The sequence below is a fragment of the Stenotrophomonas maltophilia group sp. vghtpe118 genome (assembly GCF_052605195.1).
In genome coordinates, this window is record NZ_CP199672.1 from 3633860 (window position 1) to 3650244 (window position 16385).

Here is a 16385-nt window from a genome sequence, read left to right on the forward strand (position 1 = left end):
TCCAATCCCCAGTGTAGCCGGTGCTCAGCGGTGGCGCTTGCGCAGGTCGCGGGCGAGAACGTAGACCACGATCAGGTTGATCGCCAGGATCGTCCACGACGGCCAGCCGGGGTGGCGGATGATTGCGAAGATGTCGAAGGGCAGGTACAGCGAGGCAGTCAGGCAGCCCAGCCAGGAGGCCCAGGCCTTGGCCCGCCACAAGCCCCAGGCTTCGACCAGGTGCAGCAGGCCGTAGCCGATCATCCCCGCCGCGGCCAGGTGGACCGCGTCGGGGCTGATCATATGCAGCAGCGAGGGCAGGGTGCCATGGTCCGGATCCAGGCTGAAACGCCGGATCAGGACCATGATGCCGTGCCGAAGCGGCTGCGGTCCGAGCACTTCCAGCCCGGTGGCGGCCAACAGCGCCAGCATCGCCTTGCTCGCTTCGAGCAGGGCAATGACGTGCAGACCCGGATGCCGGTGTGGATCCGGGTTGTAGCCGCTCTGGTTCACGGGGTGCTGGCTCAGCCGCCGCGCGAAGCCTTCTTGCGGTCGCTCTCGGTCAGGAACTTCTTGCGCAGGCGGATCTCCTTCGGGGTGATCTCGACCAGCTCGTCGTCTTCGATGAAGTCCAGGGCCTGTTCCAGCGAGTACTTGATCGCCGGGGTCAGCTGGATCGCATCGTCCTTGCCGGAAGCGCGCATGTTGGTCAGCGGCTTGGTCTTGATCGCGTTGACGGTCAGGTCGTTGTCCTTGGAGTGGATGCCGACCAGCTGACCTTCATACACGTTGTCGCCTTCGGCAGCGAAGAGCTTGCCGCGTTCCTGCAGCGGGCCCAGCGAGTAGGCCGGGGTGACGCCCGGCGCATTGGCGATCATCACGCCGTTGATGCGCTTGGCGATGGCGCCCTGTTCCTTCGGGCCGTAGTGGTCGAACACGTGGAACAGCAGGCCCGAACCCTGGGTCAGGGTCTTGAACTCGTTCTGGAAGCCGATCAGGCCACGGGCCGGGATCTGGTACTCCAGGCGCACGCGGCCCTTGCCGTCCGATTCCATGTTCTTCAATTGGCCCTTGCGGGTGCCCAGCTTTTCCATCACGCCGCCCTGGTGGACTTCTTCGATGTCCACCACCAGCTGCTCGATCGGCTCCATCAGCTGGCCGTCGATTTCCTTGATGATCACTTCCGGGCGCGACACAGCCAGCTCGTAGCCTTCGCGGCGCATGTTCTCGATCAGCACCGACAGGTGCAGTTCGCCACGGCCGGAGACCAGGAACTTGTCGGCGTCTTCCAGCTGCTCGACCTTCAGGGCCACGTTGTGGACCTTTTCACGGTCCAGGCGGTCCTTGATCTGGCGGCTGGTCAGGAACTTGCCACCGGACAGGTCCTTGTTGCCGGCGAACGGCGAATTGTTCACCTGGAAGGTCATCGAGATGGTCGGCTCGTCGACGGTCAGCGCAGGCAGGGCTTCCGGGAAGTCCGGTGCGCAGATGGTGTCGGAGATGGTCAGCTCCTGGATGCCGGAGATGGCCACGATGTCGCCGGCCTCGGCCGAATCCTGCTCGATGCGCTCCAGGCCCATGAAGCCCAGCACCTGCAGCACCTTGCCGTTGCGCTTCTTGCCTTCACGGTCGATGACCGCGACCTGCATGTTCTTCTTCAGGGTGCCGCGCTGGATGCGGCCGATGCCGATCACGCCCACGAAGTTGTTGTAGTCCAGCTGGCTGATGCGCATCTGGAACGGGCCTTCCGGGTCCACTTCCGGCTTCGGCGCGTGCTGCATGATCGCTTCGTACAGCGGGGTCATGTCGCCGTCGCGCACGGTGTCTTCCAGGCCCGCGTAGCCGTTCAGGCCCGAGGCGTAGACGATCGGGAAGTCCAGCTGCTCGTTGGTGGCACCGAGCTTGTCGAACAGGTCGAAGACCTGGTCGATCACCCACTCCGGACGGGCGCCCGGACGGTCGACCTTGTTGACCACGACGATCGGCTTGAAGCCCATCGCGAAGGCCTTCTGGGTCACGAAGCGGGTCTGCGGCATCGGGCCGTCCATCGCATCGACCAGAATCAGCACGGTGTCGACCATCGACAGCACGCGCTCGACCTCACCGCCGAAGTCGGCGTGGCCGGGGGTGTCGACGATGTTGATCCGGTTCTTGATGCCGGTCTTCTTGTCTTCCCAGGTGATGGCGGTGTTCTTGGCCAGGATGGTGATGCCGCGTTCCTTTTCCTGGTCGTTGCTGTCCATCACGCGCTCGGCGAGGACGGTGCGCTCGGACAGGGTGCCGGACTGCTTCAGCAGCTGGTCGACCAGGGTGGTCTTGCCATGGTCGACGTGGGCGACGATGGCGATGTTGCGAAGATTTTCGATGGACATACGAAAGGGGGCCAGTCGGCGCCGGATTTGGAAAAAGAAGTCCAACATTATACGTCGAACTTGACGATTCGCGAAAAGGTGGATTTCACGCCGGCCAAACGGCCCATTCAGCTGGCTGTCCACCGGTTCGGCCGAGGTCGCCAGGACGGCCCCTCGGCTCACCTTCCCCTGGCTGAAGGCGGGGGCTCCACCGATGGTCGAAGGCACCGCCGCCACGAGGCAGGTGTAAACTAGGTCGCTAGACGCATTCCCCTTTGCACCAAGGATCTTCATGTCCCTCATCGCCACTTTCGACACCACCCAGGGCCCGATCAAGGTCGAGCTGTTCGCCGACAAGGCGCCACTGACCGTGGCCAACTTCGTGAACCTGGTCAAGCACGGCTTCTATGACGGCCTGATCTTCCATCGCGTGATCGCCGACTTCATGATCCAGGGCGGCTGCCCGCAGGGCCGTGGCACCGGCGGCCCGGGCTACAAGTTCGAAGACGAGAAGAATGGCGTGAAGCACGAGGTCGGCTCGCTGTCGATGGCCAACGCCGGCCCGAACACCAACGGCAGCCAGTTCTTCATCACCCACATCAAGACCGATTGGCTGGACGGCCGCCACACCGTCTTCGGCAAGGTCCTGGAAGGCCAGGCCATCGTCGATTCGGTCAAGCAGGGCGATGTGATCCATTCGATCACCCTGGAAGGCGACGTCGACGCCGTGCTGGCCGCGCAGGCCGACCGCGTCGCGGAGTGGAACAAGCACCTCGCCGCCTGACCCCCTTTCGAAACGGCCACCCACGGGTGGCCGTTTCCCTGTTCCCCGCCGCCCGCCCGGCCTGCGTGGCCATGCCCGCGGCGCCCCATCAAACGCTTGCAAGCAAGAGGAAACCCCCATGAAAGCACCCGTTCGTGTTGCCGTGACCGGCGCCGCCGGCCAGATCGGTTATGCCCTGCTGTTCCGCATCGCCTCCGGCGAAATGCTGGGCAAGGACCAGCCGGTCATCCTGCAGCTGCTGGAACTGCCGGTCGACAAGGCCCAGGCCGCCCTGAAGGGCGTGATGATGGAGCTGGAAGACTGCGCGTTCCCGCTGCTGGCCGGCATGGTTGGCACCGATGACGCCGAAGTCGCGTTCAAGGACGCCGACATCGCCCTGCTGGTCGGCGCACGTCCGCGTGGCCCGGGCATGGAGCGCAAGGACCTGCTGCTGGAGAACGCCAAGATCTTCACCGCCCAGGGCGCCGCGCTGAACAAGGTCGCCAGCCGTGACGTGAAGGTGCTGGTGGTCGGCAACCCGGCCAACACCAATGCCTACATCGCGATGAAGTCGGCTCCGGACCTGAAGCCGGAGAACTTCACCGCCATGCTGCGCCTGGACCACAACCGCGCGCTGAGCCAGCTGTCGGCCAAGCTGGGCAAGCCGGTCGGTGGCATGGAGAAGCTGGTGGTGTGGGGCAACCACAGCCCGACCATGTACCCGGACTACCGTTTCGCCACCGCCGACGGCGCCTCGATCGCCGATGCGATCAACGACCAGGAGTGGAACGCCAACACGTTCATCCCGACCGTCGGCAAGCGCGGCGCGGCGATCATCGAAGCCCGTGGCTCGTCCTCGGCCGCTTCGGCCGCCAATGCCGCCATCGACCACGTGCGTGACTGGGTGCTGGGCAGCAACGGCAAGTGGGTCACCATGGGCGTGCCGTCCGACGGTTCCTACGGCATTCCGGAAGGCGTGATCTTCGGTTTCGCGGTGACCACCGAGAACGGCAAGTACACCCTGGTCAAGGATCTGCCGATCGACGACTTCAGCCAGAAGTACATCGACAAGACCCTGGCCGAGCTGGAAGAAGAGCGTGCCGGCGTCGCCCACCTGCTGGGCTGATGCAGGCGGTACCGGCTCCGGTCGGTAGGTCTTGCATCAAGGTAGGTACCGACCGCTGGTCGGTACGCAGAAAACGGGGAGGCTTCGGCTTCCCCGTTTTCATTTGGAATTCCTGGAACCGCATGATCCACCTGCACTACATCGACGACGCGCTGCTGGTGGCTGAAAAGCCCGCCGGCCTGCTGTCCGTGCCCGGCCGCAGCGCCGAGAACCAGGACTGCGTCGTCGCGCGCCTGCAGTCGCTGTACCCGGATGCGTTGACCGTGCACCGCCTGGACCAGGTTACTTCCGGGCTGCTGCTGCATGCGCGTGGCAAGGACATGCAGGCGGCGTTGTCGATGCAGTTCGAGCAGCGCCGGGTTGGCAAGCGCTATGAAGCGATCGTGGAGGGACTGCTTGAAGGCGATGCCGGCGACGTGGATCTGCCGCTGATTGTGGACTGGCCGAACCGGCCGAAGCAGACGGTCGATCACGAACGCGGCAAGCCGGCGCTGACGCGCTGGCGCGTAATGGCGCGTGATGTGGAAGCGCAGCGTACCCGCGTGGAGCTGGAACCGATCACCGGCCGCAGCCATCAGCTGCGGTTGCACATGGCCAGTATTGGCCATCCGATTGTTGGCGACGTGCTGTATGACGCGGCACCGGCGCAGCGCGTGCACCTGCATGCGCGCAGCCTGCGGTTCACCCATCCGGTGACGGGCGAAGCGCTCGCGTTCGAGTCCGCGACTCCGTTCTAGGGGGTCGGCAGGGCTTGCAGCCCTGCACCTGCTACGAACCGGAGCAACGTCAAACATCAAAGGCGGGCTATCCGTGGGTTGGCGGGACGGTGTCGGAGTGCGGGGCCGCCGCAAGTACGTCCGTGTAGGCTTGGCAGCCGCATCCATGCGGCTGACACCCCGCACTCCGACACCGCCCCACCTTCGACAGGTTCACTCGGCTGTTGGTAACGGTGGCCGTTGTTCCGCGCAGCTGTTGGTAGGTGTCGACCTTGGTCGACACGATTTTTCTGTCAGATATCGAATGAATCATCCACGCATGGCGTGGATCTACCGTGTCGACCGAGGTCGACACCTACCAGAACAATATGCCGTTCCGACAGATCGCGGAATCTGTCGAAGGTGGGGTGGGGCCGGTGGCGGGAGTGTCCGCGGCATGGATGCCGCGGCCAAGCCCCCACGGACGGGTTTACGGCGTCTCCCGCCACCGGACCCACCCCGCCATCCCCAAGTAAGCCAGCTTCTGCTGTTGCTTCGGCTTCGGCCTCTGCAGGTGCAGGGCGCAGCCCTGCATGAAAAACCCACCCCCCTACCAAGGTAGGGCGGCCCGCGCGCCAGCGCCGGACTATCCTCGAACCCATGACTTTGTCTGGGAGGGCTGCGTCATGAACTACGAGGAAACCTACCGTCGCTCGATCGACGAGCCGGAGGCGTTCTGGGGCGAGGAAGCCAAGCGCATCCATTGGCACAAACCGCCGCAGCAGGTGCTCGATTACAGCAACCCGCCGTTCCGGCGCTGGTTCGTCGGTGGTGAAACCAATCTCTGCTACAACGCCGTCGACCGCCACCTGGCAACGCGCGCCGACCAGCTCGCGCTGGTTGCGATTTCCACCGAAACCAACAGCACCCGCGAGATCACCTATCGCCAGCTGTATCGCGAAGTGAACGACTTCGCCGCCGTGCTCAAGCATCTCGGCGTCGGCCACGGTGACCGCGTGGTGATCTACATGCCGAACATGGCCGAAGCCGTGTTCGCGATGCTGGCCTGCGCGCGCATCGGTGCGGTGCACTCGGTGGTGTTCGGTGGCTTCGCCGCGCACAACCTGGCGCTGCGCATCGACGATGCGAAGCCGAAGTTGCTGATCGCAGCGGATGCCGGCATGCGCGGTGGCAAGCTGATTCCGTACAAGCCGATGGTCGACGCGGCCTGCGCCGAAGCGGCGTCGCCTCCGCCACACGTGCTGATCGTCTCGCGTGGGCTGGATGCCGCCGAACCCCGCGTGTCGGGTCGCGACGTGGACTACGCCGCGCTGCGTGCACAGGTTGGTGAAGTCGATGTGCCGGTGCAGTGGCTTGAAGCGAGCGAGCCGAGCTACCTGCTGTACACCTCCGGCACCACCGGCAAGCCGAAGGGCGTGCAGCGCGATGTCGGTGGTTACGCGGTGGCGATGGCGCAGTCGATGGAGACCGTGTTCGACTGCAAGCCGGGCCAGGTGATGTTCTCCACTTCCGACGTCGGCTGGGCGGTGGGCCACTCGTACAACGTGTACGGCCCGCTGATCGGTGGCTGCACCTCGTTGCTGTACGAGGGGCTGCCGACGAATCCGGACCCGGGCATCTGGTGGGCGCTGTGCGAACAGTACAACGTGCGCACCATGTTCTCCTCACCCACCGCCATCCGCGTGCTGAAGAAGCACGACGCGGACTTCATCCATCGCCACGATCTGCGCGCCCTGAAGTACCTGTTCCTGGCCGGCGAGCCGCTGGACGAACCCACCGCGCACTGGATCAGCGAAGCGCTGGGCAAGCCGATCATCGACAACTACTGGCAGACCGAAACCGGCTGGCCGGCACTGACCCTGCTGCCGGGCCTGGAGATGAAGCCGGTGCGCTTCGGTTCACCGGGCTTCCCCAATCTCGGCTATCGGATGAAGGTGATCGACGAGAACACCGGCGAGGAAGTGGCGCCGGGGCAGAAGGGCGTGCTGGTGGTGTCGCCGCCCTTGCCGCCGGGTTGCATGAGCACGGTGTGGAACGACGACAACCGATTCCTGCAGAGCTACTTCAGCCACTTCAAGGAACTGCTGTACAGCTCGCTGGACTGGGCGATCCGCGATGACGATGGCTATACCTTCATCCTCGGCCGTACCGACGATGTGATCAACGTGGCCGGGCATCGTCTGGGTACGCGCGAGATCGAGGAGGCCATCTCCAGCCACCCGCGCGTGGCCGAGGCTGCCGTGATCGGGGTCAAGGACGAGCTGAAGGGGCAGGTGCCGCTGGTGTTCGTCACCCTCAAGCAGGGGCTTGAGGGCGAGGATCCGGCGCCGGTGGTGGCCGAGATGATGGCGACGGTGACGACTTCGCTTGGTGCGGTCGCGCGCCCGGCGCATGTGCACGTGGTCAATGCGCTGCCCAAGACCCGTTCGGGCAAGCTGCTGCGGCGCTCGTTGCAGGCGTTGGCCGAGCAGCGCGACCCGGGCGACCTGTCGACGCTGGACGACCCCAGCGCGCTGGAGGAGATCCGCCGCGCGCTGGGCCGTTGATCCGGTAGCGCCGGCCGCTGGCCGGCCCCCCCCCGTCAATCCCGAGGTTGCCGGCCAGCGGACGGCACTACCCGCGGCACTTGCGCTAAGCTCGGCCTGTCATCGACCTGCAACACGCGGTGCGCGCCGGGGAACGCGCGCGCCGCCCGGGGATGGCAATAAGGGGGGCGTGCCCGCACACGGCACGCTGGCATGGCGCATCAAGGGAGGGGGAGGCAATGGCATTGCTGCACGCCAAGACGGCTGCTGGCCGTCAGGAAATCGAAGACCGTGGCCGGCGCCTGCCGGCGGCACTGCGTTCAATCCTGCTGATGGTCGATGGCCATCGCGATGACACCGAACTGCGCGGCCTGTTCGATGGCCTGCGCGCACCTCCGGATGCACTGGAGCAGCTGGCCGCACAGGGACTGATCGAGGTGATCGGCGGGAGCGTAGAGGCCGCTCCGGCGCGTGGCATCAGCACCGGCCGCGAACAGGACCCGGCGCTGTACCAGCAGTTGTACGACGCGATGAGCGAGGCGGTGCGGCGCCATCTGGGGCTGAAGGGCTACTTCATGCAGTTGAAGATCGAACGCTGCACCGATGCGCTGGCGCTGGAACGCCTGTGCCCGGAACTGCTGGCGGCGGTGGGCAAGGCGCGCAGCCCGGCGCTGGCCCAGCGCTGGTGGCAGGAAACCCAGTCCGCCGTAGTAAACGCTGGCAAAGAGGTCGTGCAGGCCTGAGCCACCGCGTAAAGTGATCGGTTCACTTTCCCACAAGGAGTCCCGCGTGCAGGACGACCACGATGACACCGACACCCCCGGCTGGGACGCGATCAATGCGGCGCTGGCGCCGCTGTATGCCGGGCAGGAGCCGCGACACTACGGCACCGCGCTTCCCTACACGCTCGGCGGCCAGGATCCGCTGGATGGCATCAGCGTGTACTGGGCGGATGCGCCGGTTCCGCATTGGCACTACATCACCTACGGTTTCTCCGAGCTGTATGCCAAGGAGAGCAGTGATGCTGCCGCCAGCGGCTATGGTTTCGAGCTGACGTTCCGTCTTGCTGCCGAAGCCGCTGAGAACGCCGACAGCACGCCGCCGGTGTGGCCGATGAACCTGCTGCAGAACCTGGCGCGCTATGTGTTCGGCAGCGGCAACGTGTTCGAGGATGGCCACCATCTGAATGCGAACGGCCCGATCGCACTGGAGACCGACACGCGGTTGTGCCACTTGGCCTTCATTGCCGACCCGCAGTTGCCGGCACGCGACACCGCCAATGGCCACCTGCAGTTCCTGCAGCTGGTCGGGCTGACCGATGAGGAGATGGAGGCGGTCAAGCGCTGGTCGACACGTGGCGTGCTGCAGGCACTGCAGCCGGCAATGCCGCTGTGGGTCAGCGACCTGCATCGCGGCAACCTGCTGGAAGATCCGGCATTGGCCGAACGGGTGAGGGCCGGCAGCGAGCGCGAGGGCTCCAGCACCGGCATGCTGTTCGTCGAGACGTTGGACTGGCGGCAGGAGGCGGGCGTCACCACGCTGGTGCTCGGCGCGGGCCAGGTCGCCAGCGTGTGCGAACTGCTACCGCTGCGCCTGCGCCACGGAAAGTCGCTGGAACTGGTCGGTCGCGAGCGGCAATGGGCGTTCATTCCAGCCGGGCATGGCGACGTGGGCGAACTGTCGGCGGACAGCGCGCGCTGGGCGCTGAGCGAGGCGGGGCTGCGGGCCCTGGCCGGCGTGCGTGCCGAACGTGGCATCTACCCGTTGACGGAGGCGCTGCGCATCGACGTGGTGCCGACCTATCTGCGCGATGCCAAGGGCGAAGTGATCCGCCAGATCGGCTGATCACCCCGTTGGAGCCGAGGGGTCAGAGCCGCCTGCTGCGCAGACGGATCCGACCCCGCTTGGTAGCCGGTGGCGTCAGGCAAGGCCTTCGGCCTTCAGCGCGGCCTGCACGCCGGCATCGGCGTCCATGCGTGCCTTGTAGGCGGCCAGGTTGTCCAGGCCGGACAGATCAACCTTGGTACCGGCGGCCCAGCGCAGGGTGATGTAGAAGTACGGGTCGGCGAAGCTGCGGAAGCCGGCCAGCCAGGGCTTGTCGGCCAGCTGCCTGTCAGCGGTCTCGAACAGGCTACGCAGGCGCTTGTGCGCGGCGGCGCGGATCGCGTCGTACTGGCTCTCGTCGGCGATGAACTTGCCCGGCGCGAACAGCGGCGAGAAGGCCGGGTGCACGTCGGAATTGACGAAGGCCAGCCAGCGGGTGGCTTCGGCGCGCTGGCGCGGACTGCCGTCACCGCCAAGGCCGGCCTGCGGGAAGCGGTCGGCGATGTAGCCCATGATCGCGGCGTTCTGCAGCAGCACGAAGTCGCCGTCGACCAGTGCGGGAACGGCACCGGCCGGATTGATCTTGAGGAATTCCGGACCCTTCAGGGTGTCCTTGTTCAGCAGTTCAACCTCGAACGGCTGGCCGGTCCACTGCAGGGCGATGTGGTCGGCGGTGGAACAGGCACCGGGCTTGCTGTACAGCTTCATGGGAACTCCAGGTGATGCGGGCGGGAAACGCCCACTATCCCAGAGCCCGGCGGCGGCCGGCAACGCTGCCGCCAGCACGGATCGTTACGACTGCCGCGGCTTGAGGTTCTGCACCTTGTAGAAGGTGTGATCGCCGATGGTCGCCACCTGGTAGGCGTTGCGCCAGTTCGGGCTGGCGATGGACAGCGCGGCGAAGTGGCTGGCACCAGGGACGATCTCGCGGCGTTCGCCGGCCGGCAGCGCCCAGTTGCGCTCGGCGTCGAAGGCCACGTTCATCGCTTCGCTCCACGCCGCGTCATTGCCCAGCTGGGTGCCGGGGGAGACGATGGTCGGTGCGAACTGCTTGCGTGCGGTGACCACCTGGCACATCGAGTCGCCCCACAGGCCACTGTCGAGACGGCGCAGGGCGACCTCGGCAACAGCCTGCTGGCCGCGCAGGGTCTGGTCGCGGGCTTCCAGGTAGACGGTGGTGCTCAAACACAGTGAATCAGCGGCCGGCTGAGGCAACAACTGCGACAGCCAGAGAATCCAGGCCAGTTTCATATAACTCCTTGCTCCGTATGGGCCGCACCCTCCGGTTCCGGCCGCGGGGCGACAGGAGGTGGGGGACGACTTGGCGTCATGGGGAGGCGGCCATCGGGGCCGCCCCGTGGGCAGCCCCAAAAGAAACGATCAGTACCGATCGTGGGGACTGCGCCGGCTCACCGGAAACTGGCTGGTGAGCGGAAAGATGGCGCAAGGTAGGGGGGCATAGCCGAACGCATCGTGAACCGCTCGGCTTGACATTCAGGTTCAACCGGGGTGACGGAAATCACATTCCGTCCCCCATTCAGGCGCTCATCAGAGCGCGGCGGCGACCCGGCTGCCCTGGTCGATGGCGCGTTTCGCATCGAGTTCGGCGGCCACGTCGGCACCGCCGATCAGCTGCGCGTTGATGCCGGCCGCCTGCAGTTCGGCCCGCAGCGTGCGGTTCGGTTCCTGCCCGGCGCAGATCACCACATGGTCGACCGGCAGCAGCTGTTCGCTGCCGTCCACGCGGATGCGCAGGCCCTCGTCGTCCACCCCCAGGTACTCGACGCCACCGAGCATGCGCACGCCCTTGGCCTTCAGCGTGGCGCGATGGATCCAGCCGGTGGTCTTGCCCAGCCGCGCGCCCGGCTTGCCTGGGCTGCGCTGCAGCAGCCACAAGCGCCGCGGTGACGGCTCGACCTCGGGCCGGCCCAGCGAGCCGCGTGCCTCGAAGCTGGCATCCACGCCCCATTCGGCCATCCAGCGCTGCGGATCCAGCGAGGGGGATTCACCGGCGTGGCTGAGGAATTCGCCGACATCGAAGCCGATGCCGCCGGCGCCGATGATCGCCGCATTGGCGCCCACTTCGACCCGTCCCAGCAGCACGTCCAGGTAGCTCACCACCTTGGCGTGATCGGCACCGGGGAAATCGACCTTGCGCGGGGTGATGCCGGTGGCCAGCACCACCTCGTCGAAGCCAGCCAGTTGGGAAGCGTCGACGCGGGTACCCAGGCGCAGCTGTACGCCGGTCTCCTGCAGCGCGTGGCGGAAGTAGCGCAGGGTCTCGTGGAACTCTTCCTTGCCGGGGATGCGCTTGGCCACGTTGAACTGGCCGCCGATCTCATCATTGGCATCGAACAGGGTGACCTGGTGGCCACGCTGGGCAGCGACAGTGGCGCAGGCCAGGCCGGCGGGGCCGGCACCGACCACCGCGACCTTCTTCGGCGTAGCCGTGGGACGATAGACCAGCTCGGTCTCGTGGGCGGCGCGCGGATTGACCAGGCAGCTGGCCAGCTTGTTCTCGAACACGTGGTCCAGGCAGGCCTGGTTGCAGGCGATGCAGGTGTTGATCGCCTCCGCGCGGCCGGCACGGGCCTTGTTCGGCCACTGCGGGTCGGCCAGCAGCGGGCGTGCCAGCGACACCATGTCGGCGCCGCCACCGGCCAGGATGCGTTCGGCAACGTCGGGCATGTTGATGCGGTTGGTCGCCACCAGCGGTACCTTCACATGCGGCTTGAGCTTGGCGGTGACGCCGGCAAAGGCCGCGCGCGGCACCGAGGTGGCGATGGTCGGAATGCGCGCTTCGTGCCAGCCGATGCCGGAATTGATGATCGTTGCGCCAGCCGCCTCGATCGCCTGCGCCTGCTGAACGATCTCGTCCCAGTCGCTGCCGTCGTCGACCAGATCCACCAGTGACAGGCGGTAGATGATGATGAAGTCCGGGCCGCAGGCCTCGCGGATGCGGCGCACGATCTCGACCGCGAAGCGCATGCGCTGGCGCGCGTCGCCGCCCCAGGCATCGGCGCGCTTGTTGGTGCGCGGGGCGATGAACTCGTTGATGAGGTAGCCCTCCGAGCCCATCACTTCCACGCCGTCGTAGCCGGCCTCGCGGGCCAGCTTGGCACTGCGAGCGTAGTCGGCGATATGGCGCTCTACGCCGCTGGCCGACAATGCGCGCGGGGTGAACGGGTTGATCGGTGCCTTCAGCTTCGTCGGTGCCACCGACAACGGGTGGTAGGCATAGCGGCCGGCATGCAGCAGCTGCAGGCAGATCTTCGCGCCGTGCTGGTGCGCGGCGGCGGTGAGCTGGCGGTGCGGCCGCACTTCCCAGGGCCAGGACAGCTTGCCACCGAATGGCTTCAGCCAACCGACCACATTGGGCGCGAAGCCGCCGGTGACGATCAGGCCGACGCCGCCCTCGGCGCGCTCGGCGAAGTAGGCCGCCAGCCGCGGGAAGTCGCGGGCGCGATCTTCCAGGCCGGTGTGCATCGAACCCATCAGGACGCGATTGCGCAGCTGGGTGAAGCCCAGGTCCAGCGGGGCGAACAGGTGGGGATAGGCGCTTTCGTTGGCTGGCGACATGGTCGATACGCTTGCGTACGGAAGCGCGAAGCGTGCCGCGAAACGGCGGCCGGGGCAAGGCCCGCTTCTTTGGAAGGGCTGGCCGCTGTCTGACGGTTTGGCAGTGCCGGCCGCTGGCCGGCATTCCGGTCAACTCAGGGCGATTGCGGTTGCCGGCCAGCGGCCGGCACAACCGGCGCGGGCCGACCGATCCCGAACCAGCCCAGCGTCATTCCGCACAGCGGCCCGATCAGCAGGGCGAAGGCGAGGGTGCCGAGGCCGACATTGCCGCCCAGGCACCAGCCCAGCAGCAGTACGCTGCCTTCGATCAGGCTGCGCACCTTCCAGATCGGCCAGCCGGTACGGGCATGCAGACCGGTCATCAGGCCATCGCGTGGCCCCGGGCCAAGGCGGGCACCGATGTACAGGCCGGTGGCCAGCGCCACCAGCAGCATGCCGCCACAGAACATCGCCAGCTGCCAGCCAAGGCCGACGGCCGGCGGCAGCAGCCACAGCCCGAACTGTGCGGAGGGGCCGATCAGCATCACGTTGAGCACGGTGCCGACGCCCGGCTTCTGCCGCAGCGGCCACCACAGCAGCAGCACCAATGCACCGATGGCATTGGTTGCCAGGCCGAATGACAGTGGCGTCTGCGCAGCGATGCCCTGCGACAGCACATCCCAGGGTGCCACGCCGATGGCGGCACGGATCATCAGCGAGGCGCCGAAGCCGTACAGGAACAGGCCGGTGATCAATTGCAGCAGGCGCAAGGGCAGGGTGGTGGGCATGGCGGTCCGGGGGGGGGATCTGTTTCCACCGTATCGCTGTTTCTGCATCATCCATAGATACAGATGCCGGCCAATCCGCCGCTACAGGTAGCGTCGATCCTGCATGCGGGCGGTTGTGCAGGGCCGAGCCCGTGCTCTGCGGGTGGCGGCAGGCACAGCAGCCGAGCGTGGGCTCGGCTCTACATCACCGCGTCAGTCGTCCCAGCCGACCAGCGCCAGCTTGCCTACCGTGCGCCCGCTGGCCAGGCGCTGATGCGCGATGTCCAGGTTGGCCGCATTGATCGTGCCCAGCGTTTCCTTGAGCGTGCCACGCAGCTGGCCGGCATCGATCATGCTGGCCGCACGGCTGAGGATGCGGTGCTGTTCGATACAGTCGGCGGTGGCGAAGCGCGAACGCGCGAACATGAATTCCCAGTGGATGCCGATGCATTTGGCCTTGTAGGGATCGCCGATGCGCAGCGCACCCCGCGGCTCGACGATCAGGCCGACGTGGCCCTGCGGTGCCAGCAGCTGGCCCAGTTCATCCCAGTAGTGGTCGGTGTCGGCCAGATTGAGCGCGACCTGCACCGCATCGATGCCCAGCGCCCGCAACTGGGGCTGCAGTGGCTGCCGATGGTCGATCACATGCGTGGCCCCCATCTGCCGGCACCACTCGATTGAGGCCTCGCGCGAGGCGGTGGCGATCACCTCGAAACCGGCATGGCGTGCCAGCTGGATCGCCATCGAGCCGACGCCGCCGGCGCCGCCGATCACCAGCAGGTGCTGGCCCACGTGGCGGCGGCCATCGAGCTGCAGCGGCATGCGCTGGAACAGCAGTTCCCAGGCTGTGAGAGTGGTCAACGGCAGCGCCGCCGCTTCAGCGAAATCGAGCGTGGTCGGCTTGCGCGCGACCAGGCGCTCATCAACCCACTGGTACTGGGCGTTGCAGCCCGGCCGGGTAACGTCACCGGCGAAGTAGACCTCGTCACCGGAGGCGAACAGGCTGGCCTCGTCACCGATGGCTTCGACCACGCCGGCTGCGTCCCAGCCGAGCACCCGGGGAACCTCAAGAGTGGCCGGATCGGTGGCGGCCCGCTGCTTGCCATCGACGGGGTTGACCGAAACCGCTTCGATCCGCACCAGCAGATCGCGACCGCGAGGAGGCAGCGGCGGCGGCAGCAGGACATCACGCAGGGCGGGCGCGTATTCACGACTCAGGGCGACGGCTTTCATCACGGCTCCGGCTGGGTTCGTGATCCCATCATAAGGTTCCTCACGTTTCCTCAGACGCGCTGAACCGTGTGATGCAGCACGTTGCGCAATATGTCGCTTCTCGCGCCTAAACCCCGTCAAACCCTTGCAGCGTGTGGGTCTTGCGGATTTTCATCATCCTGTATAGGGTTTCAACGTCGGACCGGTGGACGGTCGGGCGCAACACTTCACATGTTACGGGACTGTTAACATGGCCTTCACCCGCCTGAGCATAATGTTCGCGGCGGTGGCGTGCTGAATCGGCTGTCGAACATCGACGCACTAGTGCTGGCCCATGCCTCTACCGGTTTCATACCCCCGAAATAGGAGCTGTACTCAATGAACAAGAAGATCCTTACTGCCGCGCTGCTGGGCGGCCTGGCTTTCGCCCAGGCAGCTTCGGCGCAGGAGTTCGATGACCGCTGGTACCTGACCGGTTCGGCCGGCTTCAACTTCCAGGACAGCGACCGTCTGACCAATGACGCTCCGTTCGTGACCCTGGGCCTGGGTAAGTTCATCAGCCCGAACTGGTCGCTGGACGGTGAGCTGAACTACCAGAACCCGAACTTCGACAGCAACCAGGACCTGAACTGGTCGCAGTACGGCGTCTCGCTGGACCTGCGTCGCCACTTCATCAAGGAAGGCCGCGGCTGGAACCCGTACATCGTCGGTGGCCTGGGCTACCAGAAGTCGGAAGAAGAGTACGCTGCGCTCGACAACAACGGCCCGCGCCAGCGTAAGGACGGCAATGTTGCCGCCAAGCTGGGCGTCGGCCTGCAGACCACCTTCGAGAAGCGTGTTGCTGTCCGCGCCGAAGTGGCCTACCGCGCTGACTTCGACGACCAGAGCATCGCCGCACGTGACGAGAGCTGGTTCGGCGACGTGCTGGCTTCGGTCGGCGTCGTGATCCCGCTGGGCCCGGCTCCGGTCGCGGCTGCTCCGGCTCCGGCTCCGGTTGCCCCGAGCTGCGCCGACCTGGACGACGACGGTGACGGCGTCAACAACTGCGACGACAAGTGCCCGAACTCGCAGCCGGGTCAGACCATCGGTCCGGACGGTTGCCCGGTTCCGGTCTCCATCGACCTGAAGGGCGTGAACTTCGACTTCGACAAGTCGAACCTGCGTCCGGACGCCGTGGCGATCCTGAGCGAAGCCACCGAGATCCTGAAGCGTTACCCGGATCTGCGCGTTGAAGTTGCCGGTCACACCGACTCGAAGGGTACCGACGCTTACAACCAGAAGCTGTCGGAGCGTCGTGCTACCGCCGTGTACAACTACCTGACCAAGAACGGCGTTGACGCCGGTCGCCTGGTCGGCCCGATCGGCTACGGCGAGAGCCGTCCGATTGCTCCGAACACCAACCCGGATGGTTCGGACAACCCGGAAGGTCGCGCCAAGAACCGTCGTACCGAGCTGAACGTCCAGAACTAAGTTCTGACGCTCCGCCCGTAGGACACTGCAGGACCCGGCTTCGGCCGGGTCTTGTTGTTTCTGCGGCCGGGAAGCTCGCCTGTGACGCGGCAAC

General features: G+C 66.2%; 14 protein-coding genes. 7 read left to right on the forward strand and 7 right to left on the reverse strand.

The window, feature by feature from the left end; all coding sequences use genetic code 11:
* Nucleotides 1-24: 24 nt before the first annotated feature.
* Both ACUDTM_RS16550 and typA read right to left on the reverse strand, forming a co-directional pair.
* Nucleotides 25-492: a DUF2127 domain-containing protein gene (locus tag ACUDTM_RS16550; RefSeq protein WP_005415426.1), complete on the reverse strand. Its 468-nt coding sequence runs from the start codon at nt 490-492 to the stop codon at nt 25-27.
* Nucleotides 493-503: 11 nt separating this feature from the next.
* A complete protein-coding gene (gene typA, locus ACUDTM_RS16555; protein ID WP_061480552.1) occupies nt 504-2351 on the reverse strand; it encodes a translational GTPase TypA in 1848 nt (615 codons plus the stop codon).
* A 271-nt stretch (nt 2352-2622) separates the two neighbouring features.
* On the opposite strand from typA, the gene ACUDTM_RS16560 reads away from it, so the two are divergent.
* The 6 genes from ACUDTM_RS16560 (at nt 2623) to ACUDTM_RS16585 (ending at nt 9305) form a co-directional block, all read left to right on the forward strand.
* Nucleotides 2623-3114, forward strand: a complete 492-nt coding sequence (locus ACUDTM_RS16560; RefSeq protein ID WP_005408225.1) for a peptidylprolyl isomerase — start codon at nt 2623-2625, stop codon at nt 3112-3114.
* Between the two features lie 118 nt (nt 3115-3232).
* Nucleotides 3233-4219: a malate dehydrogenase gene (locus ACUDTM_RS16565; RefSeq protein ID WP_005415428.1), complete on the forward strand. Its 987-nt coding sequence runs from the start codon at nt 3233-3235 to the stop codon at nt 4217-4219.
* A gap of 122 nt (nt 4220-4341) precedes the next feature.
* Entirely contained in the window at nt 4342-4956 is a 615-nt protein-coding gene (locus ACUDTM_RS16570) for an RluA family pseudouridine synthase (protein ID WP_072169162.1), read from the forward strand.
* Between the two features lie 644 nt (nt 4957-5600).
* Nucleotides 5601-7481 (forward strand): propionate--CoA ligase, encoded by a 1881-nt coding sequence (prpE, locus tag ACUDTM_RS16575; RefSeq protein ID WP_072169146.1) that lies wholly within the window; start codon nt 5601-5603, stop codon nt 7479-7481.
* A gap of 218 nt (nt 7482-7699) precedes the next feature.
* Complete coding sequence (locus ACUDTM_RS16580; RefSeq protein WP_005415431.1) at nt 7700-8203, forward strand: hypothetical protein; 504 nt, start codon at nt 7700-7702, stop codon at nt 8201-8203.
* A gap of 46 nt (nt 8204-8249) precedes the next feature.
* Nucleotides 8250-9305, forward strand: coding sequence for a suppressor of fused domain protein (locus ACUDTM_RS16585; protein ID WP_072169147.1), 1056 nt, complete (start codon nt 8250-8252; stop codon nt 9303-9305).
* A gap of 75 nt (nt 9306-9380) precedes the next feature.
* On the opposite strand, the gene ACUDTM_RS16590 is transcribed toward ACUDTM_RS16585, so the two are convergent.
* From ACUDTM_RS16590 to ACUDTM_RS16610, 5 genes are all read right to left on the reverse strand, one after another.
* Nucleotides 9381-9992, reverse strand: a complete 612-nt coding sequence (locus ACUDTM_RS16590; RefSeq protein WP_072169148.1) for a glutathione S-transferase N-terminal domain-containing protein — start codon at nt 9990-9992, stop codon at nt 9381-9383.
* A gap of 84 nt (nt 9993-10076) precedes the next feature.
* The gene (locus tag ACUDTM_RS16595; protein WP_004154513.1) at nt 10077-10535 is read right to left on the reverse strand and encodes a cell wall hydrolase; all 459 of its coding nucleotides are present in this window, start codon (nt 10533-10535) and stop codon (nt 10077-10079) included.
* 297 nt (nt 10536-10832) lie between these two features.
* A complete protein-coding gene (locus tag ACUDTM_RS16600; RefSeq protein WP_072169149.1) occupies nt 10833-12863 on the reverse strand; it encodes an NADPH-dependent 2,4-dienoyl-CoA reductase in 2031 nt (676 codons plus the stop codon).
* Nucleotides 12864-12997: 134 nt separating this feature from the next.
* Nucleotides 12998-13630 carry a membrane protein YczE gene (gene yczE, locus ACUDTM_RS16605; RefSeq protein ID WP_072169150.1) on the reverse strand — a complete coding sequence of 211 codons (633 nt, stop codon included), beginning with the start codon at nt 13628-13630 and terminating at the stop codon, nt 12998-13000.
* A gap of 192 nt (nt 13631-13822) precedes the next feature.
* Nucleotides 13823-14842 carry a zinc-binding alcohol dehydrogenase family protein gene (locus ACUDTM_RS16610; RefSeq protein ID WP_072169151.1) on the reverse strand — a complete coding sequence of 340 codons (1020 nt, stop codon included), beginning with the start codon at nt 14840-14842 and terminating at the stop codon, nt 13823-13825.
* Nucleotides 14843-15199: 357 nt separating this feature from the next.
* Between ACUDTM_RS16610 and ACUDTM_RS16615 the strand changes: the two genes are divergently transcribed.
* Nucleotides 15200-16291, forward strand: coding sequence for an OmpA family protein (locus ACUDTM_RS16615; RefSeq protein WP_049416163.1), 1092 nt, complete (start codon nt 15200-15202; stop codon nt 16289-16291).
* The last annotated feature ends 94 nt before the right edge of the window (nt 16292-16385 follow it).

Bases quoted from the DNA above. Each gene is read 5' to 3' on its own strand.
- typA (WP_061480552.1), bottom strand. From the start codon at position 2,351: ATGTCCATCGAAAATCTTCGCAACATCGCCATCGTCGCCCACGTCGAC.
- ACUDTM_RS16560 (WP_005408225.1), top strand. From the start codon at position 2,623: ATGTCCCTCATCGCCACTTTCGACACCACCCAGGGCCCGATCAAGGTC.
- ACUDTM_RS16565 (WP_005415428.1), top strand. From the start codon at position 3,233: ATGAAAGCACCCGTTCGTGTTGCCGTGACCGGCGCCGCCGGCCAGATC.
- ACUDTM_RS16570 (WP_072169162.1), top strand. From the start codon at position 4,342: ATGATCCACCTGCACTACATCGACGACGCGCTGCTGGTGGCTGAAAAG.
- prpE (WP_072169146.1), top strand. From the start codon at position 5,601: ATGAACTACGAGGAAACCTACCGTCGCTCGATCGACGAGCCGGAGGCG.
- ACUDTM_RS16580 (WP_005415431.1), top strand. From the start codon at position 7,700: ATGGCATTGCTGCACGCCAAGACGGCTGCTGGCCGTCAGGAAATCGAA.
- ACUDTM_RS16590 (WP_072169148.1), bottom strand. From the start codon at position 9,992: ATGAAGCTGTACAGCAAGCCCGGTGCCTGTTCCACCGCCGACCACATC.
- ACUDTM_RS16595 (WP_004154513.1), bottom strand. From the start codon at position 10,535: ATGAAACTGGCCTGGATTCTCTGGCTGTCGCAGTTGTTGCCTCAGCCG.
- ACUDTM_RS16600 (WP_072169149.1), bottom strand. From the start codon at position 12,863: ATGTCGCCAGCCAACGAAAGCGCCTATCCCCACCTGTTCGCCCCGCTG.
- yczE (WP_072169150.1), bottom strand. From the start codon at position 13,630: ATGCCCACCACCCTGCCCTTGCGCCTGCTGCAATTGATCACCGGCCTG.
- ACUDTM_RS16610 (WP_072169151.1), bottom strand. From the start codon at position 14,842: ATGAAAGCCGTCGCCCTGAGTCGTGAATACGCGCCCGCCCTGCGTGAT.
- ACUDTM_RS16615 (WP_049416163.1), top strand. From the start codon at position 15,200: ATGAACAAGAAGATCCTTACTGCCGCGCTGCTGGGCGGCCTGGCTTTC.